Origin of the sequence: Nocardia sp. NPDC059154 (assembly GCF_042755705.1) — a bacterium.
GTDB lineage: Bacteria > Actinomycetota > Actinomycetes > Mycobacteriales > Mycobacteriaceae > Nocardia.
The window spans coordinates 81,281-105,332 of the sequence record NZ_JBHZCS010000021.1 but is presented as its reverse complement, the minus strand read 5'-3'; the positions used below and the strand labels follow the sequence as shown (position 1 = coordinate 105,332).

The window sequence follows — 24,052 nt, the reverse complement described above, 5'->3', positions numbered from 1 at the left end:
ATAGCTCTCGTCTCGGTGGTCCCGCTGTGATCACCGGGCACACCGAAGGGTAAACGGGGAGGCCGCGCTGCGGTAGCCGAAGTTTCAGCGGCGGATGTCGGCCAGCCGCACCGGCTTGCGCTGATGCCGGGACAGCTCGCAGGCCTCGGCGATGTAGAAGGCCTCCAGGGCGTCGGCGGGCGGGCACGGATTGGTCAGGCGGCCGGTGATCACGCCCAGGAAGGTGGCCAGCTCCTCGGTGTAGGCGCCGTGGAAGCGGTCCATGAAGCCCGGATAGGCGGGCAGGCCCGAGGGCGATTGGCCGGGTTCGACCGAGTGCAACGGGGCCCGTTCGTCGAGCCCGACGATGGCATTGCCCTTGGAGCCCAGCACTTCCAGCCGCACGTCGTAGCCCGCGCCGTTGTAGCGGCTGAGCGCGACATTGGCCAGCGAGCCGTCGTCGAGGCGCAGCACCACCGCGGCGGTGTCGACATCGCCCGCGTCGGCGAAGAACCGGTCCCCGCGATTGGATCCGGTGGCGTAGACCTCCACTACCTCGCGGCCGCTGACCCAGCGGATGATGTCGAAATCGTGGACGCCGCAATCGCGGAACAGGCCGCCCGAGCGCGGAATGTACTCGGCGGGCGGTGGCGCGGGGTCGAGGGTGGTGGCGCGCAGGGTGTGGATCCAGCCCAGGTCCCCGGCGGCGACGGCGGCGCGGGCGGCCCGGTACCCGGCGTCGAAGCGGCGCTGGAAGCCGATCTGGACCGGGACGGTCGAGCGCTCCACACGTTCGACCACCTGCAGCGTGCCCAGAATGTCGGCGGCGATGGGCTTTTCGCAGAAGACCGGGATGCCGCGGTCGACGGCAGCGGTGATGAGGGCCGGATGGGAATCGGTGGCGGTGGTGATGACCAGGCCGTCGATACCGGCGGCGAAGAGCGCCTCGATATCGGGCGCGTACTCCACCTCGAGCTTGCCGGCGGTGGCGCGGGCGCGTTCGGCATCGGTGTCGGTGACGACGACCGCGCCCACACCCGGTAGGGCCCTGAGGGTTTCGGCGTGGGAGGTGCCGATGCGGCCGGTGCCGGCGAGGCCCACTGTGATCGGGGACATGGCGATGGCTCCTGTCAGTCGCGGGGTGGGGCGGTGGTCGAGCGGACGACCAGTGACGGCTCCAGGCGTTTGCGCACCGGATCGGTGCGGTCGGCGCGCAGTCGCTCGGTGAGGGCCTCCACGGCCAGCCCGCCGATGCGGGTGCGCGGCTGGTCGATGGTGGTGAGCGCGACGTGCCGCAGCGCCGCCAGCGAGGTGTTGTCGTACCCGACGACCGAAACGTCCTCGGGCACACGCAGTCCCGCCTGTTCGAGCGCGGCCATCGCGCCCACGGCGTTGAAATCGTTGCCGCACACCAGTGCGGTGGGAAAAGTGCTGGGGGAGAAGATGTTCAGCAGAGTGCGGACGGCGGCCGCGCCCGCCTCGTCGGTGTGCTCACTGGGGATCACCATGGGTTCGAGGTGGTAGCGGGCCATGGCGGCGGTGTAGCCCTTGCGCCGCGGCGGCGCCGCGAAGGCCGCGCCGCCGTCGAGGTGCACGATGCGCCGATGACCCAGGGCGACAAGGTGATTCACGGCCAGTGCGGCACCGAGCTCGCCGTCGTCGTTGACGGTGTCCACGGCCGGGCTGGTGGAGGTGCGCGAGACCAGGACGACCGGGCAGCGCGCTGCCGCATCGCGAATGGCGGAGGCCGGCAGCACCGGGGAGAGCAGGATGACCCCGCCCGGGCGGAAGCCCAGCAGGCTCTCCAGTGCGGTCCTTTCCCGCGTCGCGCTGCGGCGGCCGGTATTGAGGATGAGCTCCAGCCCGGCCTGTCGCGCCGCCTCGTCCATGCCCTCGACCACATCGGCGAAGAAGGGATTGCGCAGGTCGGACACCATGACCCCGACAATATTGGAGGTGCGGCTGGCCAGCGACCGCGCCATGGCGTGCGGCTGGTAGCCGAGTTCGGCGGCCGCGGTGAGCACCGCGCGGCGGCGGTGCTCGCTGACCTTGGGGGAGTTCCGCATGACCAGCGAGACCAGCGCCCGGGAGACACCGGCACGGGCGGCGACGTCCTCCATGGTCGGTCTGGTCATGGTCGCCTCCCGTCGGTATCGATGTGTGTCGCACGCTACAGCGTTGCCGTGGCCCGAGGCAATGGAGCGCTCTAATCGGATATTCTGGACATCGGTATCCAGCGCCATTTCGCCTGGAAGACAGCATTTTCCGTGCGTACGCACTACTTTTCGGCACATGTCGAACCCTTGACACCGGAGTGAGCCAGGTTACATTGTTGGAGCGCTCCAACGAGCCTCACCGATGGCCAACGACGGGTCTGGGAAGTGCCGATGACCGAACCGCTCCATCCACTGCGTATCACCCCCTTGCGCATCGCCGCCGCGCCGATCTCCTGGGGAGTCTGCGAGGTCCCCGGCTGGGGGCATGTCCTGGAACCGGACATCGTCCTGGCCGAGATGGCCGACCTCGGCATCACCGCCACCGAGTTCGGCCCGCCCGGCTACCTACCCGACGACCCCGTCGAGCTACGGAAGACCCTGAGCACCTACGGTATTGCGCCGATCGGCGGCTTCCTCGCCCTGGCGCTGCACCGCGAACCCGGCCGGGCCGTCACCGCCGCCCGCGCCGCGGCCGAGCGGTTCGCGGCCGCCGGCGCCGAGATCCTGGTGCTGGCCGCCGCCACCGGGCAGGACGGGTACGACACCCGGACACCCCTCGGCGATCGTGAATGGCGGACCCTCATCGACACCGCGGCCGCGGTCGGCGAGATCGCCGCCGCGCACGGCCTGCATGTCGCCCTGCACCCGCATGTGGGCACCCACGTCGAGACGGCCGCCGAGGTCGATCGCTTTCTCGCCGACTCCGGGCTGGACCTGTGTGTCGACACCGGGCACCTGCTCATCGGCGGCACCGACCCGGTCGATCTGGTCCGCCGTCACGCGGATCGCCTCGGGCACATCCACCTCAAGGATGTCCGCGAGGCCGTGGCCGCCGAAGTACGCAGCGGCAGTATCGAATACAGCGCGGCTGTCCGGCAGGGGCTCTACGTTCCGCTGGGTACCGGAGATGTCGATATCGCGGCCCTGGTCCGCGCGGCGCATGCCGGGGGATACCGGGGCTGGTACGTGATCGAGCAGGACACCGCATTGCGTCCCGGCGCTACCGCCGAGGGCCCGACGGGTGACGCTCGGCGAAGTCTGCGACACCTGGCCGAGATCGGCGCTGGTCTCGCCTCGGCTCGGATCTAGTGGGAGGTGACGACGACGATGTCCGCAATCTCCCGATCGCGCCGCCCCCGCTGGCTGCGCCTGTCGCCCTGGCTCGCGGCGGCGGCCGTGCTCGCCGCCTGCAGCGGCCCCGGCGCCGATGTCACCGGACCCGCCCAGGCCCCGGCCGCGGTGGGCACCCTGAAGTCGGTGGCCGTGGTGACCCACGGCTCGCCCGGTGACGCCTTCTGGAACGTGGTCAAGAACGGTGCGGAAGCCGCCGGGAAGGACCTCGGCGTCCGGGTCGAGTACAACTCCTCGGGCGATCCGACCCAGCAGGCCAAGCTCATCGACAATGCCGTGGCCCAGGGCGTGGACGGGCTGGTGGTGTCCATGGCCAACCCGGACGCGCTGAAGCCGTCGGTCGAGAAGGCCGTCGCCGCCGGGATTCCCGTGGTGACCATCAACTCCGGCGAGGCCGAGAGCGTCCAGTTCGGGGCCATCGGCCACGTCGGCCAGAGCGAGCGCCTGGCCGGTGAATCCGCCGGGAAGCGGCTGGCCGACGCCGGAAAACACAAGATGCTGTGCGTGATCCACGAGGCCGGGAATGTCGGCGCGAACGAACGCTGTGCCGGCGCCACCCAGGGCTTCGGGGCCGCGACCACACTGCAGGTGGACATCAACAACCCGACCGATGTGCAGTCGCGCATCAAGGGCGCGCTGGAGGCCGATCGCTCCATCGACGCGGTGCTGACGCTGAATTCGCAGATCGCCGCCCGCGCGGTGGACGCGGTGCGGGAATCCGCCTCGAAGGCGACGGTGGCGACCTTCGACCTGAATTCCGATGTGGTGAGCGCGATCCGGGCCGGGACGCTGTTGTTCGCGGTGGATCAGCAGCAGTACGAGCAGGGCTATCTGCCGGTGGTGATGCTGAAGCTCTACAAATCGAACCTGAACACCGTGGGCGGCGGCCATCCGGTGCAGACCGGCCCCGCGTTCGTGGACAAGAGCAATGTCGATGCCGTCGCCGCGCTGGTCGGCCAGGGCACGCGGTGAACCGGCGGGAGACGATGAGATGACAACGACGACAACGACATCCGAGACCACCACGGTCGCGCCGCCGCCGGATCGGCTGGCCATCCTCAACCGGCTGGTGGCCCGCCCCGAGGTGGGCGCGCTGCTGGGCGCGGTGGCGGTCTTCGTGTTCTTCGGTCTCGTCACCACGAAATTCCTGAAGCCACTGGGCATTTCGACCTGGCTGGACGACGCCTCCACGCTCGGCATCATGGCGGTGGCGGTGGCCATGCTCATGATCGGCGGCGAATTCGACCTGTCCACCGGCGTGATGACCGCCTCCACCGCGCTGATCACCGGGCTGCTGGCGGTGCACGCGGGCTGGAATGTGTGGCTCGCGCTGGTGGTTTCGCTCGCGTTCGCGCTCACGGTGGGTGCGCTCAACGGGTGGGTGGTGATGCGCACCGGATTGCCGAGCTTCATCGTCACGCTGGGCACCTTCCTGGCATTGCAGGGCCTGAATCTCGGTGTGACGCGCTGGGCCACCGGCACCGTGCAGGTCTCGGGCGTGCGCGGCGCGGACGGATATCAGTCCGCCGGTTGGGTTTTCGCCTCCACCACCAAGATCGGCAATGCCAGCATCCAGGCGTCGGTGGTGTGGTGGATCGTGGTCACCGCCATCGCGGCGATCGTGCTGGCGCGCACCCGGTTCGGCAACTGGATCTTCGCGGTCGGCGGCTCGCTGCCCACCGCCCGCGCGGTGGGCGTGCCGGCCACCCGCACCAAGATCCTGCTGTTCATGACCACCGCGTTCGCGGGCTGGATCGTGGGCGCGTGCAACCTCCTGCGGTTCGCCGGTGTGCAGGCCAATCAGGGTGTGGGACTGGAATTCCAGTACATCATCGCCGCGGTGATCGGCGGCTGCCTGCTCACCGGCGGGTTCGGTTCGGTGGTGGGCGCGGCCATCGGGGCGCTCATCTTCGGCATGGCGCGGCAGGGCATCGTGCTGGCGGGCTGGAACAGCGATTGGTTCATGCTGTTCCTCGGCGTGCTGCTGTTCTCGGCCGTGCTGGTCAACAACGCATTCAAGAAGCGGGCGGAAAGGGTACGCCGATGACCGCGACGTATAACGACAGCGCCGGGACCGCGATGCCGCTCATCGAAACGGTCGGCATCGGAAAGAGTTACGGCGGCGTGGTGGCGCTGCGCGACGTGTCGACGGTGGTGAAAGCCGGTGAGGTCACCTGCGTGCTGGGCGACAACGGCGCGGGCAAATCGACGCTGATCAAGATCCTGGCGGGCGTGCACCAGCACGACACCGGGGAGCTGCGCATCGAGGGGCAATCGATGCGGCTGTCCTCGCCGCGTGCGGCGCTGGACCTCGGCATCGCCACCGTCTACCAGGATCTGGCGGTGGTGCCGCTGATGAGCGTGTGGCGCAACTTCGTGCTCGGCTCCGAGCCGGTCAAGCGCTATGGCCCGCTCGAGCTGCTGGACCGCGGGCAGGCACAGGACATCGCGCGAAAGGGTCTGGCGGACATGGGGATCGACATCCCCGATCTGGAGCAGCCGGTCGGCACGCTGTCCGGCGGTCAGCGCCAGTGCGTGGCCATCGCGCGGGCGGTGCACTACGGGGCCAAGGTCCTCATCCTCGACGAGCCGACCGCGGCCCTGGGCGTGAAGCAGGCCGGTGTGGTGCTGCGATATGTGGTGCAGGCGCGCGATCGCGGACTGGGCGTCGTGCTCATCACCCACAACCCGCATCACGCCTACCCGGTCGGCGACCGCTTCCTGCTCCTCAAACGGGGCGCCACGCTGGGCAGCTACGAGAAGTCCGCGATCGATCTCACCGAGCTGACCCGGCAGATGGCCGGCGGCGCCGAACTCGAGGCGCTGCAACACGAATTGGAGAGGGTGGTGCCGTGACCGAGCTGGAGGTGCTGACGATCGGCCGGGTCGGCGTCGACCTCTACCCCGAGCAGAGCGGGGTGCCGCTCGCCGAGGTGACGACCTTCGCGAAATTCCTCGGCGGCACGGCCACCAATGTGGCGGTGGCGGCGGCGCGGCTGGGCCGCCGCGCCGCGGTGCTGACCAAGGTGGGGCCGGACGGGTTCGGGGATTTCGTGCGCGACGCCCTCGAAGGGTTCGGGGTGTCGGCACGGTACGTGGGGACGGCGGCGGGACTGCAGACGCCGGTGGTGTTCTGCGAACTGAAGCCGCCCGCGGACCCGCCGCTGCTGTTCTATCGCGCGCCCATCGCGCCGGACCTCACCCTCACCGAGGACGAGATCCCTTGGGACGTGGTCGATTCCGTGCCGCTGCTGTGGGTGACCGGCACCGGGGTGAGCGCCGAACCCGGCCGCACCACCCAGCGGGCCATCCTGGAACGCCGGGCCCGGCGCGGGCACACCGTCCTGGATCTGGACTACCGGCCCATGTTCTGGCCCGATGCGGCGACGGCACGCGCCGAGATCGGCTGGATGGTCGATCATGTGAACGTGGTGGTGGGCAACCGGACCGAGGTGGAGGTGGCGGTCGGCACCGCCGATCCCGACGCGGCCGCGGACCGGCTGCTGGCCCGCGGAGTCCGGCTGGCCGTGGTCAAGCGCGGCGCGGAGGGCGTGCTCATCGCCACCGGCTCCGAGCGCTGGACGGTGCCGCCCTGCCGGGTGGAGGTGCTGTGCGGGCTGGGCGCGGGCGACGGATTCGGGGGCGCGCTCATCCACGGGCTGCTGTCCGGCTGGGCTCCGCATCGCCTGGCCGCCTACGCCAATGCCGCCGGCGCACTGGTGGCATCGCGGCTGGCCTGCGCCGATGCCATGCCGACCGATGCCGAGATCGAGGAGATGCTGTGCACCTGAACGATGCGCGGTGGTACGAACTGCTGCACACCCGAGCCACGGACCCCGAGGCCGTCCGGCGCGCCTACGCCGACCGGCGGCGACGCGCGAACCTGCTGTCGGACCGGGGCACCCTGTTCCTGGTGGCGGCCGACCACCCGGCCCGCGGCGCGCTCGGCGTCGGCGCCGACCGCACCGCCATGGCCGACCGCCGCACCCTGCTGGAACGGCTGCTCATCGCGCTGGCCAACCCCGCCGTCGACGGCGTGCTCGGCTCGCCCGACATCGTGGAGGAGTTGCTGCTGCTGGACGCCGTGCACGAGAAGATCGTCATCGGCTCCATGAACCGCGGCGGGCTGGCGGGCGCCGACTGGGAGATCGACGACCGCTTCACCGGCTACGACGCCGAAGCGCTGGTGAAGTACCGCCTCGACGGCGGGAAAATGCTGCTGCGCCTGGTCGATTCGGATCCCGGCACCATCCCGACCCTGGAGGCCTGCGCCCGCGCGGTCTCCGAACTGGCCGAACACGGGCTCATGGCCATGGTGGAACCGCTGCCCTACGCCCGCGATGCCGACGGCGCGCTGGCCATGCACAAGGACTCCGCCTCACTGCAGCGAGCCATTACCGTCGCCTCCGGCCTCGGGGTCACCTCCGCCTACACCTGGCTGAAAATACCTGCGCCCGAGGACGTCTCGGTGCTCGACGCCACCACACTCCCCGTCGTCATCCTCGGCGGTGCGCCCTCCGGCGACCCGGAATCCGATCTCGCCTCCTGGGGCGCGGCCCTGCGCCACGATGTCGCGCGCGGCCTGGTGGTGGGCCGCAGCCTGCTCTACCCGCCGGACGGGGATGTCGCCGGCGCGGTGCAGGCCGCCGCCGAGGTGCTGGAGGCGGCACGATGAGCTCGACGATGAAGGATCTGCATCGACCGGCCGGAACGCTGGCGGATTCGGGCGATCCCGTGCTGCTGACCCCCGAGGACGCGGGCTGGGCCTACGCCGGGTTGCGGGTGCTGCGGCTGGCGGCGGGGGAGCGGCGGGTGGTGAGCACCGGGGAGTTCGAGGCGTTCGTGCTGCCGCTGGCCGGGGCGTGCACCGTGCGGGTGGACGGGCTGGTGCTCGAACTCGCCGGGCGGGATTCGGTTTTCACCCGCGTGACCGACTTCGCCTATGTGCCGCGCGACGCGGAGGTGGAGCTGGCGACGGTGGACGGGATCGAGGTGGCGCTGCCGATGGCGCGCTGCACGAAACGGCTGGACCCGAAATACGGTCCGGCCGAGCGGGTTCCGGTCGAGGTGCGCGGGGCGGGGCGGGCGACGCGGCAGGTCACCAACTTCGGGACGCCGGGCGCGTGGACGCACGCCGACAAGCTGAACGCGTGCGAGCTGCTCACGCCCGACGGGAACTGGTCCTCGTATCCGCCGCACAAGCATGACGAGGCCTCCGAGTGCGAGGTCGTCAACGAGGAGATCTATTACTTCCGCATCGCCGGGCGTGACGGAATCACCACGGGGCCCGAGGGTTTCGGGATGCACCACATCTACACTGCCGACGGAGCGCTCGACGAGACCGTGGCGGTCCGGGACGGCGATGTGTTCCTGGTGCCGCACGGCTATCACGGTCCGTGCACGGCCGCGCCCGGGTACCCCATGTACTACCTGAACGTGCTGGCCGGGCCCGCGCCCGAGCGATCCATGGCCTTCTGCGACGACCCCGCGCACGCCTGGATACGGGCGGCATGGGCGAGCCAGGCGGCGGATCCGCGGTGCCCGGTCACCTCCCACGAAGGACGGCTCGCATGAGGCTCACGACCGCGCAGGCACTGGTGGCCTGGCTGATCGCCCAGCGCTCGGAAACCCTCGAAGGCGACGAAGTGCCGCTGTTCCCCGCGGCTTTCGGCATCTTCGGGCACGGCAATGTGCTCGGCCTCGGGACCGCGCTGGCCGAGCATCGCGACGAGCTGCCGCTCTGGCGCGGGCACACCGAGGAGGGCATGGCCCTGGCGGCGGTCGGGCTGGCCAAGGCCACGCAGCGGCGGCAGGTCGGGATCGCCACCTCCTCGATCGGGCCGGGCGCGCTGAACATGGTGACGGCCGCCGGTGTGGCACACGCGAATCGGCTGCCCGTGCTGCTGCTCCCCGGGGACACCTTCGTCAGCCGCGCGCCCGATCCGGTGCTGCAGCAGGTCGAGCACTTCGGCGACCCCACCGTCACGGTCAACGACGCGTTTCGCCCGGTGAGCCGCTATTTCGACCGGATCACCCGGCCCGAGCAACTGCTCGCGACCCTGCCGCAGGCGGCGCGGATCCTCACCGACCCCGCCGAGGCCGGGCCCGTGGTTCTGGCCCTGCCGCAGGACGTGCAGGCCGAGACCTACGACTTTCCGGACGCCCTGTTCGAGCTGGTCGTCCATTACGTCCCGCGTCCGCGGCCGGATCGGCGCGGCATCACCGAGGCCGCCCGCGTCCTGCGCGACGCGCACTGTCCCCTGCTCGTCCTCGGCGGTGGCGTCCGGTACTCCGGTGCGGGCGGGCAGGCGCTGGAATTCGCTCAGCGCCACGGGATTCCGGTGACCGAGACGACCGCGGGCCGCACGCTGGTCCCACACGACCATCCGTTGTACGCGGGACCGCTGGGCATCACCGGTGCGGCGTCGGCCAATACCCTCGCGGCGGCGGCGGACGTGGTGCTGGCGGTCGGCACCCGCCTGCAGGACTTCACCACCGCGTCCTGGACCGTCTTCGCGCCGGAAGTCCGTCTGGTCCACATCAATACCGCCCGCTTCGACGCCGTGAAGCACGGCGCGCTGGCCGTGGTCGGCGATGCCGACGCCACCCTGCGTGACCTGGAACCCGAAGTCGGCGAGTGGCTCGCCGACCCGGACTGGACGGCACGGGCCGCCGCGGTCCGGGCGGACTGGGACGCGCACATCGACAAACTGCGCGCACCGACGCCGGGGACGCCCAGCTATGCGCAGATCGTCGGCGCCGTGAACGATCTCAGCGGCGCCTCCGACTACGTCATGACCGCCTCCGGCGGGCTGCCCGGCGAACTGGTGGGCGGCTGGCGCGCGGCCGGTGGCGTACCGACCATGGATGTCGAATACGGCTTCTCCTGCATGGGATACGAGCTCGCCGGAGCCTGGGGCGCGGCGCTGGCCCGGGCGCAATCCGGTGCCGCGGAACCGGAGGGTCTGGTCACCACCCTGCTCGGGGACGGCTCCTACCTGATGCTCAACTCCGAGCTCTTCTCCGCCGCCTTCGCCGGACATCCGCTGGTCGCGGTGGTCTGTGACAACGACGGGTACGCGGTCATCGCGCGACTGCAGCAGGGACAGGGGGCCGAGCCCTTCAACAACTTCTACGCGGATTGCCGCACCAATCACGTCACCCCGCCTCGAGTCGACTTCGCCGCGCACGCGCGGGCATTGGGTTGCGCGGTGTTCACCGCGAGCGAACTCGGCGAGTTCCGCGACGCCTACGCCGGCGCCCGCGACGCCGCCCGCACCGGGCAGCGGCCCGCGGTCGTGGTGGTCCGCACCCGCCCGTCGACCTGGACCGAGGCCGGCGCCTGGTGGGAAGTCGGTGTGCCGCAGCATCTCTCGGGACGCGCCGAATACGATCGGAACAAGCCCGGGCAACTGCGTTACACGCGTCCCGCATGATCGACGCCGCCACGCCCGGGTACCCGGAACTCCGGGCATCCCGCCGGTTGGGCGACCCGCGCGCCGAATATATGGCAGACTCGGCGCAAACACGCGGACGGTCGCCGATCGGGAAGGCGCGTGCACGGGTTACGGGAATTTGAAGGTCGCAATGGATCTCAGCGCCATCGAGCGCCAGGTGGCCGCGGATCGCGGAGCCGCGCGGGACCGGACGCCCGAAACCGAGCTGGCACTGGCCACCTCGCTGTGCGAGCTCGCCCGCGCGCTCATGGCCACCAAGAACGACCCGGCCCAGCGGGATCGGTCGGCCTCGGCTTTGGAGCCCGCGCAGGAGGCGGTGCTCATCCGGCTGCGCTGGCTCACCGCCGGGCATGTCACCGCGCCCTTCGCCGCCGAGGTGACCGAGGCGCTGCGGTTGTTCGAGCAGGCCGCCCGCACCATCGGGCACCGGGAGCTGGCCACCTCCACCATCCGCAATGCCTGCCAGGCGTATCGGCATGTGGCACAGAACTATCCGCTCGCGGCGGGCGCGTCCGCGGACGCGCTGTCCAAGTGCAGCGTGTGGCTGTGCCGGCTGGACCCCAAGGCCGCGGTGGCCGCGGGGGAGGACGCGGTGCGCATCCGCGCCGGGCTCTTCGCCGCCGACCCGGATCAGGCCAACCGCTACCTCGCCTCGTTGAACACCCTGCTGCGCACCCTCATGGTGGGCCGCCAGCGCAAGCAGGCGCTGGCCATGTACCGCGAGTGCTACGCGGGAGTCACCACCCCGGCCATGACGCAGCGGCTGCGCGAGATCCGGGTCGAGGACATCGGATTCACCAGCAAGACCGTCACCGCCCTGCGCAAGCTGGAGTGCGCCACCCTCGAACGCGCGGGCTACCTGACCCAGCAGCAGATCCTCTATCAGACGGCCGGTGACCTGGCCACCATCGAGGAGATCAACTGGCAGCTGGCCCTGGTCGGGCTCAAACCGATCGCCGCGGGCGCGCTGCCGGACCAGCCGTCCAAGCCGGTGGAGATCAGCACCTCCTTCGGCGCGCTGAGCGTGCGCTGCTCCTCGCGCAATGCCGTCACCCTGGTGCGCGCGGCCATCCTCGCCGCCTACACCGCCGACGGCGCGCAACCCGTGCCCAGCTCGGCATATCTCGGTGTCGACGAAAAGCACTGGAGCACACCCGAACCCGAGCCCAACCGCGCCGAACGACTCGGCGGGGACGTGGTCCTGATCGAGAAGGTCTCCGAGCACTGGGTCTCGGTGAAGAGCCTGAACTGGGAGGTGGCTCCCGTCGGCCGCCACCCGCTGGCGCTGCGCCTGTCGCGGGAGTGGCCGGTCGTCAGCGTCACCACCACCGAGCAGATGTCCTACGAGCTGTGCTGGTACGAAGGCGGCGCCGCCACCCAGTACGCGGCCCTCGGTCTTCCCGCGGCCCAGACGCCGCTCGAAAAGCCGCTGGCCCCCTTGGATTTCAAGGTCCTGTCCGACTACGGCGCGGACTACGCCTCCGAAACCCAGGTTCGCTCCGCGTTCGGTAATACCACCATGTTCACCAAGCTCACCTGTCTTCCCGGCAGTGGTATTCGCCAGGCCGCCGAGGCCGGGCCGCTCGCCTCGCACGGCTCCAACATTCTGTATTTCCGCGGCGTCGACGAGTAGTCGGCGAGCTGTCAGCTGCCCACCGGATATCTCCACGAGGTATCCGGTGCCGGTGCATGTCGTGCTGGGCACTGGCCTACAAAACTAGAACGTGTTCATAATTCGGTCATGAGCGGATTCGTGAAGGGCGAGGTCGATCCCGCCTTCCGGGCTGTGCGCGAGGTGTTCGAATCGAGCTTCGCCGACGGGCAGAACGCGGGGGCGGCGGTCGCCGTTTTCGTGGACGGCCGGGCGGTCGTCGATCTGTGGGGCGGCGTGGCGGACGCGCGGGCGAACCGGCCCTGGGGGCGGGACACCCCCGTGGTGACCTTCTCCTGCACCAAGGCCCTCACCGCCACGGCCGCCCTCGCCGTGGCCCACGACCGGGGAATCGGCTGGGACGAACCGGTGACGACCTGGTGGCCGGAATACGGTGCGGCGGGCAAGGAATCGACGACGCTCGCCGACCTGCTGGCCCACCGCGCCGGGCTGCCGGCCTTCGACCGCCCGGTCCCGGTCGAGGAGGCCGCGGATCCGGCGGCCATGGCGGCGCTGCTGGCGGCACAGGAACCGATCTGGACGCCCGGCGCCGAACACGGCTATCACGCGCTGACCTTCGGGTGGCTGGTCGGCGAATTCGTCCGCAGGCACACGGAATCCACGGTCGGCGACTATGTGCGCCGCCGCTTCGGCGCGGAGCTGTGGATCGGCGCGCCGCCCCACATCGCGCAGCGGTCCGCGCGCACCGCCTTCCCGCCCGCTCGGGAGATGGCCTGGACCGACCCCGGCCCGATCGATGCGGACACGGTCACCAGGATGGCCGCCGCCTACCGCGACCCCGGCTCACTCGTGATGCGCGCCTCCACGAATCCCGTTGGCTCGTACAACAAGCCGGAGGTCCTGGCGGGCGGCTGGCCTGCCTCCGGCCTGGTCGCCACCGCTCGCGCGCTGGCCCGCTTCTACAGCGACCTGCTGAGCGGCGCGCTGCTGCCCACGGCCGTGCTGCGCGACGCGGTGCGTGAACAGGTGCGCGGTCCCGACTCGGTGTTGTTGCTGGAGAGCGCCTTCGGGCTCGGATACATGCTCCCGTGTGAGAACTTCATCCTCCCCGAGTCCGCCCGCTCCTCGGCGTTCGGCCACCCGGGCGCGGGCGGCGCACTCGGCCTCGGCGACCTCGACAACCGTGTCGCGATCGCCTTCACTCCGAACCTGCGCCGCGACTGGCTCTCCGGTGATCGCCGCGCCCACGATCTGGTCGCCGCCACCTACAGCGCCCTGTAACCGGGAGGCCCAGATGTCGGATGGCGTAAGCCATCCGGCGCCCCTGTATGCGGCGCGGTCCGGACACTCCGTCAGGAAGTCTCGATGCGCGCCGAGCACCTGCTGAGCAGCAAAGTGCACTATGGGCTTGAAGTGTACGAAACGGTTTCGTACACTTTGGAGGTCCTGATGATCGGCAGTGCGGGGAGGGTTGAAATGTCCAGTGTTAGAGCGCATCTGATGATGTGCGCGATGCGAGTGCTGTGTGTTCGGCGTGGTCTCGACGGCGACGAGCGAATTCGGCAGACGATCGCGGCGGATCGGCGGAAGGGTCCCGCCGTGCCATCGGCCGGGTTCCGGGCGCGGCTGGACGTACGGGAGGAGGAGTTCGAGGGACACGTCGTCTATGTCCTGGGTCCGCGATCCGGGCAGCCTCGGCGGCGAGTGCTGTACCTGCACGGGGGCGGCTGGGTGCGGCCCATCACCGACCCGCACTGGGAGACGATCGCGAAACTGGCGGAGCTGCTGCACTGTTCGGTCACCGTTCCGATGTATCCGCTGGCACCCGAGCACACCGCCCGGGAGATCTTCGCGTGGCTGATATCCCTCTATGCCGACCGGGCATCCGGCGACGAGCTGACGCTGATGGGTGATTCCTCGGGCGGCAACCTCGCGCTGTCCCTGGCGATGCAGGCCCGCGACCGCGGACTCCCCGCGCCGGCGCGGCTGGTCCTGCTCTCGCCGCTGGTGGACGCGACCGTCAGTGATCCGGTGATCGACGAACTCGACCGGATCGACCCGATCATCCCCGCCCGCGGGCTACGAGTGCTGACCCGGATGTTCGCCGGTGATCTCGACCTGAGCGACCCCGTGGTCAGCCCGCTGTTCGGGAGTCTGGACGGGCTGCCGCCGATCGCCCTCTTCAGTGGGACGCGCGAGATCCTCGGTGCCGACGCCCATCGGCTCTGGTCGAAGGCGACAGCGTCGGGCTTTCCGCTGACCTGGCACGAGTATCCGGGGATGCCGCACGTCTGGCCGCTATTCCCGATTCCCGAGGCGCGGCGCGCGCTCGACGAGATCGCCGCCTTCGTCGGTGTCGGCGGGATCGATCGGGGCCTGTCGCGGGTGCCGGGATCAGCGGGGTGAACGAAACCGTGTCGTACTCTTCAGTCGTGGTTCGAGGACAACAGCGTGTCGACGCGATCTTGGCGGCAACCGTGGACCTGGTGGCCGAGCGCGGCTACCCGGCATTGACCATGGACGCGGTGGCCGCGCGTGCCAATGCCAGCAAGGCGACCATCTATCGCCGCTGGCGCAACAAGGCCGAGCTGATCAAGGCGGCGCTGGACGCCCACGACGCCCAGCAGAATGCCGACATCCCGGATACCGGCAGCCTGCGCGGCGATCTGGTGGCGGTGCTGGAAACATTGCGCGACAAGGCGTCCGACCAGATCGCCGCGATGATCGAAGGCCTGATCGCCGCCATGCGTCATGATCCGGAGCTGGCCGCCGCGCTCCGGGAGCACACGGAGAACGAGGAGCTGTCCCCGTTCCACGACGCGCTGCACCGCGCGATCGCCCGTGGCGAGCTACCCGGGGACACCGATACCGAACTCATTCACGACGTGGCCGAGGCAATGATCATGCGCCAGTTGCAGATCGGCGCCCCCTTCGATGCCGCCTTCATCGACCGCCTGGTCGACGACGTCCTACTCGTCCTACTCCAGCCTCGAGGAACCACGCGGTGACCGTTCTGATCGTCGGCGCCGGCCCGACCGGGCTCACCCTGGCCTGCGACCTGGCCCGCCATCACGTCCCGTTCCGCATCGTCGACAAGGCTGCCGGGGTCTTCCCGGGTTCGCGGGCCAAGGGTCTGCAACCGCGCACCCTCGAGGTGCTCGAGGATCTCGGCGTGCTCGACGCCATCCAGGCCGGCGGCGAGCCCTTCCCGAAATTCCGCCTGCACCACGGGCGGGAGGTGGTGTGGGAGCGCACGGTCTCCGAGATGCTGGGTGCTCCGGGCCTCACTGCCTCACCGGCGGTGCCCTATCCCGACACCTGGCTCATTCCGCAATGGCGAACCGAGGAAATCCTGCACGCCCACCTGACCGAGCTCGGCGGGCAGGTCGAGTGGAACACCGAAATCATCGGTGTCACACAGGATTCCACCGGCGTCACAGCGCACACTGCAGACGGTGAGATTCGCGCCGACTACCTCGTCGCCGCGGACGGCGGACACAGCACCGTACGGAAGGCGCTCGGCGTCGGTTTCGCGGGCGACACCTTCGAGACCGAACGCACCCTGATGGGCGACGTGCGCGCCGACGGCCTGGACGGCCGGTTCTGTCGCATCCTGACCGGGAACGGCGCTGTGGGCGACCGCTTCTCGCTGTGGAACCTGCCGGACAGCGACCGCTACCAGTTCGTCGCCTCGATGCCCGCTGACCAGGTGCCGGACCTGACCCTGGACGAGGTGTGCCGACTGTGCGCGGACCGCTCCGGCCGCACCGACATCCACCTGCACGATCTGCGATGGATCTCGCTGTACCGGGTGAGCGTCCGCATGGTCGACCGGTATCGGGTGGGTCGGGTGCTGCTGGCGGGCGACACCGCCCACGTGCATTCCTCGGCCGGGGGACAGGGCCTCAACCTCCTCCGGCACAAGGCTTTTCGATGCCTTCCGCGGACCGCATCACACCCTGCTGGCCTTTGGCGCCCCCGCACCCGACCTCGGCGTTCCCGCGATCGCTGTGCCGGTAGGCGAGGGCTACGACGTGGCCCCGGGCACCTACGTCCTGGTCCGCCCCGACGGCTATGTCGGCGCGATCAGCGAATCCGCCGACGTCATCGGGAAATACCTACGGCGCTGACTTCGGGGGTGCGTTTCCGGCGCTCCGGTGCCACCGTCGTGGCGATCACTGCGGCGCCGGTGGCGAAGACGGGAACGGCGTAGGACAGCATGTCGCTGACGCCGACCGACGTCGCCATGGCCAGGCCGAACGCGGTGAGCAGAGCGGCCGCGGTCGCGGCGGCGTACCGGACGCCGAGGCCGGCGGGCAATGCGACACCCAGCGTGAATTCCGCCGCGGTGGCCGTGGCCGCCGCGGCCGGTGCCAGCGCTGCGAGTGGGTGCGGCAACAGCTTTCGCGTGTAGTCGACGAACGCGCTGTAGTCGCCCCAGGACACTCCGCTGGTTCCGGGCCCGCCCAGTAGGCCGAAGCGATCGGCGACCGAGCCGAGAAGCAGCGCGCCGAGCAGGATTCGGGCCGCGATCACCAGGGCCCGTATACGGGCGCCGGTGATCACCACAGCCGTGACCACGGCAGCGACGATCGCGGTGATCCAGCCGATCGAGCCGTGGGCGACCAACAGCCAGCCCAGTTCGACCATCAATGCTGTTGCGGTGGTGACGATTGCGATGGTTCGGGCGGCCATGATCCCCTCCGGCCTTGATAGTAAGGTGCTTGACCAAAGCCTAGGGAGGAGCCCGGGAATGGTCAAGCGCCTGACTAATCCGCTGTCGGATCGCCCGCCGCCGCTGGGGAATCTGCTGACGGCGGCGGCGCGCACGCTGGCCGCCGAACTCGACGCGGGCATCGCCGCGGCCGGATTCACCGACCTGCGCGCCGCGCATGCGCCGGTATTCCAGGTCATCGACCCCGAAGGCACCCGCTCCAGCGTGCTGGCCGACCGCGCGGGCATGACCAAACAGGCCATGGGGGAACTGATCCGCCACCTCGAACGCCACGGCTACGTCGAAACCGTCCCCGACCCCGCCGACCGCCGCGCCCGCCTGGTCCGGCTCACCCCGCGCGGCTGGGCGGTCACCGACGCGGGCCTCACCGTGGTCCAACAATTCGATGCCCACCTCGACGCCATCATCGGCGCCGCCGAGGTCTCCCGCCTCCGCTCCACCCTGCTTGCCATCATCAGCGGCGCCGGCTCCTCCTACGCCACGGGCCCTCGCCAATCCACGGCCGTCATGAGACCCGACTGACCCCTGCTCGCGAGGGCCGACCTGCCCTCGGAATCCCTGTGCCCTCGGCAATTTCAGTCGTTGTTCTCCGCCCCGAGGTCCTGGGTGAGCCGCCACCGGAGCTGGATTGCCGGACTCTGCTGCTCTTCTGGGGAGGGTCCGTCGGCAACTTCGCTGCGAGTGTCTGGAAAACGCAATTTGTCACAACTGTCCAGTGCGGATTTCGGTAACAGTGATTCAAGTCACTCATGACCGCTACCCTGTTGTCACCCGGCTGCTCGTGCTGCGTCGCGAAGGGCTTTTCGGCTGCGCGAAACGCCGTGGAGAGAAAGGCGTCTCGAACATGAGTAGCACACCGACCGCGGTACACCCGGCCGCGGACTTTCCCCCGCCGACGCTGGTCACCGGACTGTGGCGGCGCAAGCTGCCGCACTATCCGGAAACGCCCGCCCGATCCTGGTATCTGTTCCTCGTTGTCGTCGTGTCGGTCGCGCTGTACTACCAGCTGTTCGTGTCGGGCGCGGTCGGTAATCAGCTGATCGCCTACTTCAATCTGAGCTTCCGGTACTTCGTCGGCATCTTTATCATCGGCGCGGCCTTCGGGGCCGTGGCCTCGGTGGTGACCGGGTTGCTCGACCGGTGGGGGCGGGCCAATATCGTCGCCTACGGCACGGTGATCACCTCGCTGCTCACGCTGTTCGCGCAACCGCAGTGCACGACCAAAGAGGCGTACCTGGCCGTCTACTGCATGATCAGCATCGTCGAGGGCGCGGTGCTGGTGGCCACGCCCGCGCTGGTACGCGACTTCTCGCCGCAGCTGGATCGCGCCTCCGCCATGGGGTTCTGGACCCTCGGCCCGGTGCTGGGCGCGCTGGTCACCACCGAGATCTCCACGCACACCCTCGACGCCCACCCGGACTGGCAGTTCCACTACCGGCTGGCCGGCGTGATCTGCACGGTGATCTCGGTGTTCGGCCTGATCGGGTTGCGTGAGCTCAGTCCGAGACTGCGCGACCAGATCATGGTGTCGCTGCGCGACAAGGCGCTGATCGAGGCACGAGCGCGCGGACTGGATGTCGAGGCGCTGGAACGCAATCAGTGGAAGCAGATGATGCATCTCGACATCGTCGGCTCGGCGCTGGCCATCTCGATCTTCCTGGCGTTCTTCTACACCATCGTCTCGTTCCTGCCGGTCTACATGGCGACCAACTTCGGCTTCACCGCCGCACAGGCCAATTCGCTGGGCAACTGGTACTGGATCGCCTCCGCCATCTCACTGGTGCTGACCGGCATCGTGTCCGACGCGATGAAGGTGCGCAAACCGTTCATGGTCTTCGGCGCGATCATCAGCATCATCGGGTGCTACCTGTTCCTCAGCTACACCGACAAACCGGGCACCGACTACTACACCTTCGCGGCAGTCATGAGCTTCACCGCTGTCGGCACCGGCATCGCCTACTCCACCTGGATGGCCAGTTTCACCGAGACGGTGGAGAAGCGGAATCCGGCGGCGACGGCGGTCGGGCTCGCGGTGTGGGGCGGCGTGCTGCGGACCGTGGTGACATTCGTGCTGCTGGGTCTGCTGTTCGTGGTCACCGCCGCGGGCACGCTGGTGAACTACGGTCCGCGGCTGCAGACCATCAATGCCAAGTACCACGAGGAGATCGCCACCATCCAGACCGTCGGCGCGGATACGCTCACGGCCCTGGGTAAGAATCCGAATGACGAAGCGGCACAGGTCGCCGCACTGGTGAAGCTGACCGGCGACTCCGCCTCGGATGTGAAGACCACCGTCGAACTCAATGCCAAGTACCCGGACGAGCTGGCCACGCTCCAGGCGATCGACACGCAGGTCCTGGTGAAGCTGATGACGAACCCGAACGATCAGGCGAGCGCGGCGACCGCGGTCGGCCAGGTCGCGAAGAAGTTCAACATCCCGCCGGATCAGGCCATCGCCCGGATCACCGCCGCGCAGAAGGTTCCGGTCGATCAGCTCGCGGTCGCGTCCCAGACCGGACCGGCCCTGACGGCGGCGAGCGCCAAGCTCAAGGCCGTGAGCGCCATACCCGCCGACGATCTCGCCTACCTGTCCGCGCACGGCCAGGACGTGAAGCAGGCCCAGATCGACTCGCCCAAGCAGTGGAAGCGCTGGTGGTGGATCTGCCTGGTCGCGCAGATCTGCTTCATCCCGTTCGTGTTCATCATGGCCGGACACTGGAGCCCGAAGAAGGCGGCCGAGGAGGCGGCCGAGCACGACGTGGCCGTGGAGCGTGAGCTGGCGACCATGACCGAGTAGGCGGAAACCGTGCAGGTTCCCGCCCATGAAGTACAGTTATTGAAGTGACGAATCCGGTAGCCGCGACGTTCGATCTGCTCGGTGATCGCCTGACGCTGACGATCCTGCGGCACGCCTTCGTCGACCACGCGCGCCGGTTCACCCAGTGGGCCGATCGCACCGCAGCGCCGCCCGCCGTGCTCACCGCCCGGCTGGCGGCGCTCGTCGATGCCGGGGTACTGGTGCGCACGCCCCGGCCGGGTTCGGCCGATCGCTACGAATACCGGCTCACCGACCTGGGTTTGGCGACCTGGGAGATCCTGGTCTGCGTCTGGTCCTGGCAGCGGGAGTGGACGGCCGAGTGGGCGCTGCTGCCGGAGTTCACGCACACCCTGTGCGGGCATCGCGGCCCGCCGGTCGTCATGTGCCGGGGCTGCGGCCGCGATGTCACCGCCCACGACACCGAGGTGGAACTGGATCGGGATGCGCTGTGGCGCCTCACCTCCGGCCGCCGGCGCTCGGTGCGGGCGGCCACGCTCGCCCGCGGCGACGCGCGTTTCGACGAGATCATGGAGGCCATCGGCGACCGGTGGAGCGCGGCCGTCACCGGGCTGGCCCTGGCCGGGGCGCGGCGGTTCTCGGATTTCCGTGCGGCACTGGGTATCTCGCCGACCACGCTCACCGAACGGCTGGCGCGCCTGGTGGACGCGGGCATCCTGCAGCGGCCCGAGCCGGACGGGCGCGACTATCGGCTGACCCCGCGCGGGCGGGCGCTGTTCGGGGTCTTCGCCTTCCTGCTGGCCTGGTCCCAGCGTGCACATCCGGAGACCCCGGAACCCGGTCTGAGCCTCCGGCACAAGGAATGCGGCGCGGTGCTGGTCCCCGCGCTGCGCTGCCGGGGCTGCGCGGCCGTGCTCGGCCGGCGGGACGTGCGCTTCGAGCCGCCGGCCGCGCGCCCGGCTCTTGACAGCCCTCAGTGAGACGCGTATCACTTCATTAACTGTAGTGAATCTCGCCGGGCGTCGACTCCCGGTCGCTGGAGGCCTCGCATGCCGCTCAACGAAGAACTCATCGCTCCCGCCGCCGAGGCGCTCACCAACCCGTATCTGGAAGGTCCGTACGCGCCCTGCGCGCAGGAGACCACGGCCACGAATCCGACTGTGCTGCACGGGGAACTGCCGGCCGACCTCGACGGCGTCTACGTCCGCAACGGCCCCAATCCGCAGTTCGCCCCGATCGGCCGCTACCACTGGTTCGACGGCGACGGCATGCTGCACGCGGTCCACTTCGAGAACGGCCGGGCCACCTACCGCAACCGCTTCATCCGCACGGGCGAGTTCGATGCCGAGCACGCGGCGGGAACCACGTTGTGGCGCGGCGTGATCGAACCCTGGGACCACAATCCGCCCGGTGATCGCCGCGAACGCAATGCGGCCAACACCGATGTCGTCTACCACCACGGCAATCTGCTGGCCCTGTGGTACCGGGCGGGCAAGCCCTACGCGCTCGACCCGGTCAGCCTCGAGACCCGCGGCGTCGACACCTTCCAGGGCACCCTGCGCGGCGAGGTGTCGGCACACGCCAAGGTGGACGAGCGCACCGAGGAACTGCTGTTCTTCGATTACGGCATCCATTCGCCGTATCTGCGCTACGGGGTGGCCGACCCGGGCGGCACCGTCACGCATTTCACCGGGCTGGAACTACCCGGCCCGCGCCTGCCGCACGACATGGCGATCACCGAGAACCATTCGATCCTCATGGATCTGCCGCTCTACAACGATCCGCGCGCGGCCGCGGCCGGCCGCTTCAAGATCTTCTTCGACCGCACGCTGCCCAGCCGGTTCGCGGTGCTGCCGCGGTATGGCGAAGGGGCGCAGGCGAAGTGGTTCGAGGCCGAGTCCGGCTACATCTACCACACCGTCAATTCCTGGGAGGAGGGCGAGGAGATCGTCCTGGTGGTCTGCCGGGTCTCCGAACCCAGCCCGGTGTCCGACCGCGCTCACCCCCTGGCCCAGCTGCTGGCCTATCTGCGACCGGAAGCCAAGCTGCACAGGTATCGCTTCAACCTCCGCACGGGCGCCACCAGCGAGGAGGTCATGGACGACGTCAACACCGAGTTCCCCGCCATCGATCAGGGCCGCGCCGGCCGCGCCGGGCGCTACTCGTACCAGATGCGGCTGTCGGTCGACCGCACCATGATCTTCGACGCCGTCATCAAGTACGACATCCGCACGGGCGCAAAGCAGACCGCGCCCTTCGGCGACGGCATCTTCGGCAGCGAGCTCACCGTGGTCCCGCGCGCCGGCGGCACCGCCGAGGACGACGCCTGGCTCACCATGTTCGCCCACAACAACCACACCGGCCTCGGCGAGGTGTGGATCTACGACGCCGCCGACCTCACCGCGGGCCCCGTGTGCCGCCTCGGCCTGCCGGTCCGGGTCCCGCTCGGCTTCCACGCCACCTGGGTCAGCGGGGACCGCATGCGCGCCGCCGCCCGCCCGCTCTCCTGAAAAAGGTTGTCCGCGTGCCCCTTCCGCATCTGAGTGTCAGCCTCCCGTACTGGCAGAACCGCGAACCCCTGGACGCCCTGCTGGTGGCCGAGGCCGCCGACAAGCTCGGCTTCCACCGCCTCTGGGTCGGCGAGATGGCGACCTTCGACGCTTTCGCCCTGGCCACCGCCATCGGCCGGGCCCCGGGCCGGATCCCGCTGTGTCTCGGCCCGCTCGCCGTCGGCGTCCGCAGCCCCGCGACCATCGCCATGGGGACGGCCACGGTCGCCGCCCTCACCGGCCGCCCGGTCGACATCGCCCTGGGCACCTCCAGCACAGTGGTGGTCCGCGACTGGCACGGCCGCCGAAGGCACCGCACCGCACGGCATCTGGAGGAAACGACCCACATCGCGCGGGCCCTGCTCGCCGGGGAGAAGGTCGAATACGACGGCCTGATCGAACGCATACGAGGATTCCGCCTCCGCCTGCCCGCCCTGCGCCCGACCCTGGCCCACAGCGTGTACGGACCGGATGGGTCCGCCGAGATCATTGTCGCGGCCTTCGGCGAGCGGGCGCTGGAGGTCGCCGCGCGCTGCGCCGATCGGGTGGTGCTGAACTTGGTGACCCCGGCCCAGGTTGCCCGATGTGTCACCGCGATAGGCGAATTCGCCGCGCGGGCCGGGCGCGCGGCGCCGCCGGTCTCCGTGTGGGTGATCGCGGCCGCGGATCCCGACCCCGACATGTACACGACCGTCCGGCAGGGTGTCGTCGGATACCTGCGCGCTCCCGGGTATGACGCCATGTTCACCGAGGCCGGATTCGGAGACGTGGTCCGGCTGGCGCACGGCGGAGCCCATCCGCGTGAGGTGCTGGCGGCCATTCCAGACGAATTGCCCGCAGCCGTAGGCATGTTCGGCGATACCCGAACAGTGGCGGCGCGCCTGGGCGAGTACGGCGCCGCGGGGGCCGACGAGGTGGTCATCGTGCCGGTGACGACGGCCGACGACCCGGCCGGATATCGGACCCTCGACGCGCTCACCGGGATCGTTACGGGATCGGGCCCCGGAGTGCCGGAGACTGGCGGAGAAGAGTCCGACCCGGAGTCGGCAGAACAGCGGAGGCATATCGATGAGTGAGGCGTTCGTCTATGACGCGGTGCGGTTGCCGCGGGGGCGGGTGCGCAAGGGTGGGGGCACCTTGGCAGAGGTTCCGCCGTACGAATTGTTCGGGCAGTTGCTGGCGGCGTTGGAGGAACGGGGCTGTCCGCCGGCCGCGGTCGACGACGTGCTGGTCGGGGTGAGTACCGCGGTGGGGGAGCAGGGCGCGAACGTGGCCCGGGCCGCGGTGTTGTGGGCGGGATGGCCGGATTCCGTGCCGGGGGCGGTGGTTTCGCGACTCTGCTGTTCCGGTCTGGACGCGGTGGAGGGCGCGGCGGCGCGGGTGGCGGCCGGGTTCGCGGATGTGATCGTCGCGGGCGGGGTGGAGTCGATGTCGCGGGTGCCGATGCTGGCGGATCGGCCGGCCATCGCCGGGGACGCCGATCTGGGGGAGCGGACCGGGTTCGTCACCATCGGGGTGTCGGCCGATCTCACGGCGGCCGAGTACGGCATCACCCGGCCCGAACTGGACGCTTTCGCGGTGCGGTCGCATCGAAAGG

Annotated in this window: 20 protein-coding genes and 2 pseudogenes; 19 read left to right on the top strand and 3 right to left on the bottom strand. The window is 69.8% G+C overall.

Going from position 1 to position 24,052, the window contains the following annotated elements:
* Positions 1 to 84 precede the first annotated feature (84 nt).
* A complete protein-coding gene (locus ACFXN1_RS19875) occupies positions 85 to 1,095 on the bottom strand; it encodes a Gfo/Idh/MocA family oxidoreductase (RefSeq protein ID WP_379401356.1) in 1,011 nt (336 codons plus the stop codon).
* A gap of 14 nt (positions 1,096 to 1,109) precedes the next feature.
* Positions 1,110 to 2,114: a LacI family DNA-binding transcriptional regulator gene (locus ACFXN1_RS19870; RefSeq protein WP_354846398.1), complete on the bottom strand. Its 1,005-nt coding sequence runs from the start codon at positions 2,112 to 2,114 to the stop codon at positions 1,110 to 1,112.
* Between the two features lie 252 nt (positions 2,115 to 2,366).
* Between ACFXN1_RS19870 and ACFXN1_RS19865 the strand changes: the two genes are divergently transcribed.
* The 13 genes and pseudogenes from ACFXN1_RS19865 to ACFXN1_RS19805 all read left to right on the top strand — a co-directional run bounded on the left by ACFXN1_RS19865 (position 2,367) and on the right by ACFXN1_RS19805 (position 16,525).
* Positions 2,367 to 3,284, top strand: coding sequence for a TIM barrel protein (locus ACFXN1_RS19865; RefSeq protein WP_379439625.1), 918 nt, complete (start codon positions 2,367 to 2,369; stop codon positions 3,282 to 3,284).
* A gap of 18 nt (positions 3,285 to 3,302) precedes the next feature.
* Positions 3,303 to 4,298 carry a sugar ABC transporter substrate-binding protein gene (locus ACFXN1_RS19860; RefSeq protein WP_379439626.1) on the top strand — a complete coding sequence of 332 codons (996 nt, stop codon included), beginning with the start codon at positions 3,303 to 3,305 and terminating at the stop codon, positions 4,296 to 4,298.
* 19 nt (positions 4,299 to 4,317) lie between these two features.
* Complete coding sequence (locus ACFXN1_RS19855) at positions 4,318 to 5,373, top strand: ABC transporter permease (RefSeq protein ID WP_379439627.1); 1,056 nt, start codon at positions 4,318 to 4,320, stop codon at positions 5,371 to 5,373.
* Entirely contained in the window at positions 5,370 to 6,182 is an 813-nt protein-coding gene (locus ACFXN1_RS19850; RefSeq protein ID WP_379439628.1) for an ATP-binding cassette domain-containing protein, read from the top strand. The genes ACFXN1_RS19855 and ACFXN1_RS19850 overlap by 4 nt, the downstream gene beginning before the upstream one ends.
* Positions 6,179 to 7,117 carry a 5-dehydro-2-deoxygluconokinase gene (iolC, locus tag ACFXN1_RS19845; RefSeq protein ID WP_379439629.1) on the top strand — a complete coding sequence of 313 codons (939 nt, stop codon included), beginning with the start codon at positions 6,179 to 6,181 and terminating at the stop codon, positions 7,115 to 7,117. Before ACFXN1_RS19850 ends, iolC begins: the two co-directional genes overlap by 4 nt.
* Entirely contained in the window at positions 7,108 to 8,001 is an 894-nt protein-coding gene (locus tag ACFXN1_RS19840) for an aldolase (protein ID WP_379439630.1), read from the top strand. The genes iolC and ACFXN1_RS19840 overlap by 10 nt, the downstream gene beginning before the upstream one ends.
* Positions 7,998 to 8,900, top strand: coding sequence for a 5-deoxy-glucuronate isomerase (iolB, locus tag ACFXN1_RS19835; protein ID WP_379439631.1), 903 nt, complete (start codon positions 7,998 to 8,000; stop codon positions 8,898 to 8,900). The genes ACFXN1_RS19840 and iolB overlap by 4 nt, the downstream gene beginning before the upstream one ends.
* A complete protein-coding gene (iolD, locus tag ACFXN1_RS19830; protein WP_379439632.1) occupies positions 8,897 to 10,762 on the top strand; it encodes a 3D-(3,5/4)-trihydroxycyclohexane-1,2-dione acylhydrolase (decyclizing) in 1,866 nt (621 codons plus the stop codon). Before iolB ends, iolD begins: the two co-directional genes overlap by 4 nt.
* Positions 10,763 to 10,913: 151 nt before the next feature.
* Positions 10,914 to 12,416, top strand: coding sequence for a hypothetical protein (locus ACFXN1_RS19825; RefSeq protein WP_379401367.1), 1,503 nt, complete (start codon positions 10,914 to 10,916; stop codon positions 12,414 to 12,416).
* A 108-nt stretch (positions 12,417 to 12,524) separates the two neighbouring features.
* Positions 12,525 to 13,676 carry a serine hydrolase domain-containing protein gene (locus ACFXN1_RS19820; RefSeq protein ID WP_379439633.1) on the top strand — a complete coding sequence of 384 codons (1,152 nt, stop codon included), beginning with the start codon at positions 12,525 to 12,527 and terminating at the stop codon, positions 13,674 to 13,676.
* A gap of 195 nt (positions 13,677 to 13,871) precedes the next feature.
* Entirely contained in the window at positions 13,872 to 14,801 is a 930-nt protein-coding gene (locus ACFXN1_RS19815; protein WP_379439634.1) for an alpha/beta hydrolase fold domain-containing protein, read from the top strand.
* A gap of 26 nt (positions 14,802 to 14,827) precedes the next feature.
* Positions 14,828 to 15,403 (top strand): TetR/AcrR family transcriptional regulator, encoded by a 576-nt coding sequence (locus ACFXN1_RS19810; RefSeq protein WP_379439635.1) that lies wholly within the window; start codon positions 14,828 to 14,830, stop codon positions 15,401 to 15,403.
* Positions 15,400 to 16,525: pseudogene (locus tag ACFXN1_RS19805) on the top strand (FAD-dependent monooxygenase). Before ACFXN1_RS19810 ends, ACFXN1_RS19805 begins: the two are co-directional and overlap by 4 nt.
* Here ACFXN1_RS19805 and ACFXN1_RS19800 read toward each other — a convergent pair.
* Positions 16,500 to 17,090: a hypothetical protein gene (locus ACFXN1_RS19800; RefSeq protein WP_379439636.1), complete on the bottom strand. Its 591-nt coding sequence runs from the start codon at positions 17,088 to 17,090 to the stop codon at positions 16,500 to 16,502. The pseudogene ACFXN1_RS19805 and the gene ACFXN1_RS19800 overlap by 26 nt on opposite strands.
* Positions 17,091 to 17,148: 58 nt before the next feature.
* Between ACFXN1_RS19800 and ACFXN1_RS19795 the strand changes: the two genes are divergently transcribed.
* The 6 genes and pseudogenes from ACFXN1_RS19795 to ACFXN1_RS19770 all read left to right on the top strand — a co-directional run.
* Complete coding sequence (locus ACFXN1_RS19795) at positions 17,149 to 17,652, top strand: MarR family winged helix-turn-helix transcriptional regulator (protein ID WP_379439637.1); 504 nt, start codon at positions 17,149 to 17,151, stop codon at positions 17,650 to 17,652.
* A 322-nt stretch (positions 17,653 to 17,974) separates the two neighbouring features.
* Positions 17,975 to 19,927: an MFS transporter gene (locus ACFXN1_RS19790; protein WP_379401371.1), complete on the top strand. Its 1,953-nt coding sequence runs from the start codon at positions 17,975 to 17,977 to the stop codon at positions 19,925 to 19,927.
* 44 nt (positions 19,928 to 19,971) lie between these two features.
* Entirely contained in the window at positions 19,972 to 20,886 is a 915-nt protein-coding gene (locus ACFXN1_RS19785) for a winged helix-turn-helix transcriptional regulator (RefSeq protein ID WP_379439638.1), read from the top strand.
* A 69-nt stretch (positions 20,887 to 20,955) separates the two neighbouring features.
* Positions 20,956 to 22,416 (top strand): carotenoid oxygenase family protein, encoded by a 1,461-nt coding sequence (locus ACFXN1_RS19780; protein WP_379439639.1) that lies wholly within the window; start codon positions 20,956 to 20,958, stop codon positions 22,414 to 22,416.
* Positions 22,417 to 22,430: 14 nt separating this feature from the next.
* Positions 22,431 to 23,531: an LLM class F420-dependent oxidoreductase gene (locus ACFXN1_RS19775; protein WP_379439640.1), complete on the top strand. Its 1,101-nt coding sequence runs from the start codon at positions 22,431 to 22,433 to the stop codon at positions 23,529 to 23,531.
* Positions 23,524 to 24,052, top strand: a pseudogene (locus ACFXN1_RS19770) (acetyl-CoA C-acyltransferase); the annotation flags it as partial. The gene ACFXN1_RS19775 and the pseudogene ACFXN1_RS19770, both read left to right, overlap by 8 nt.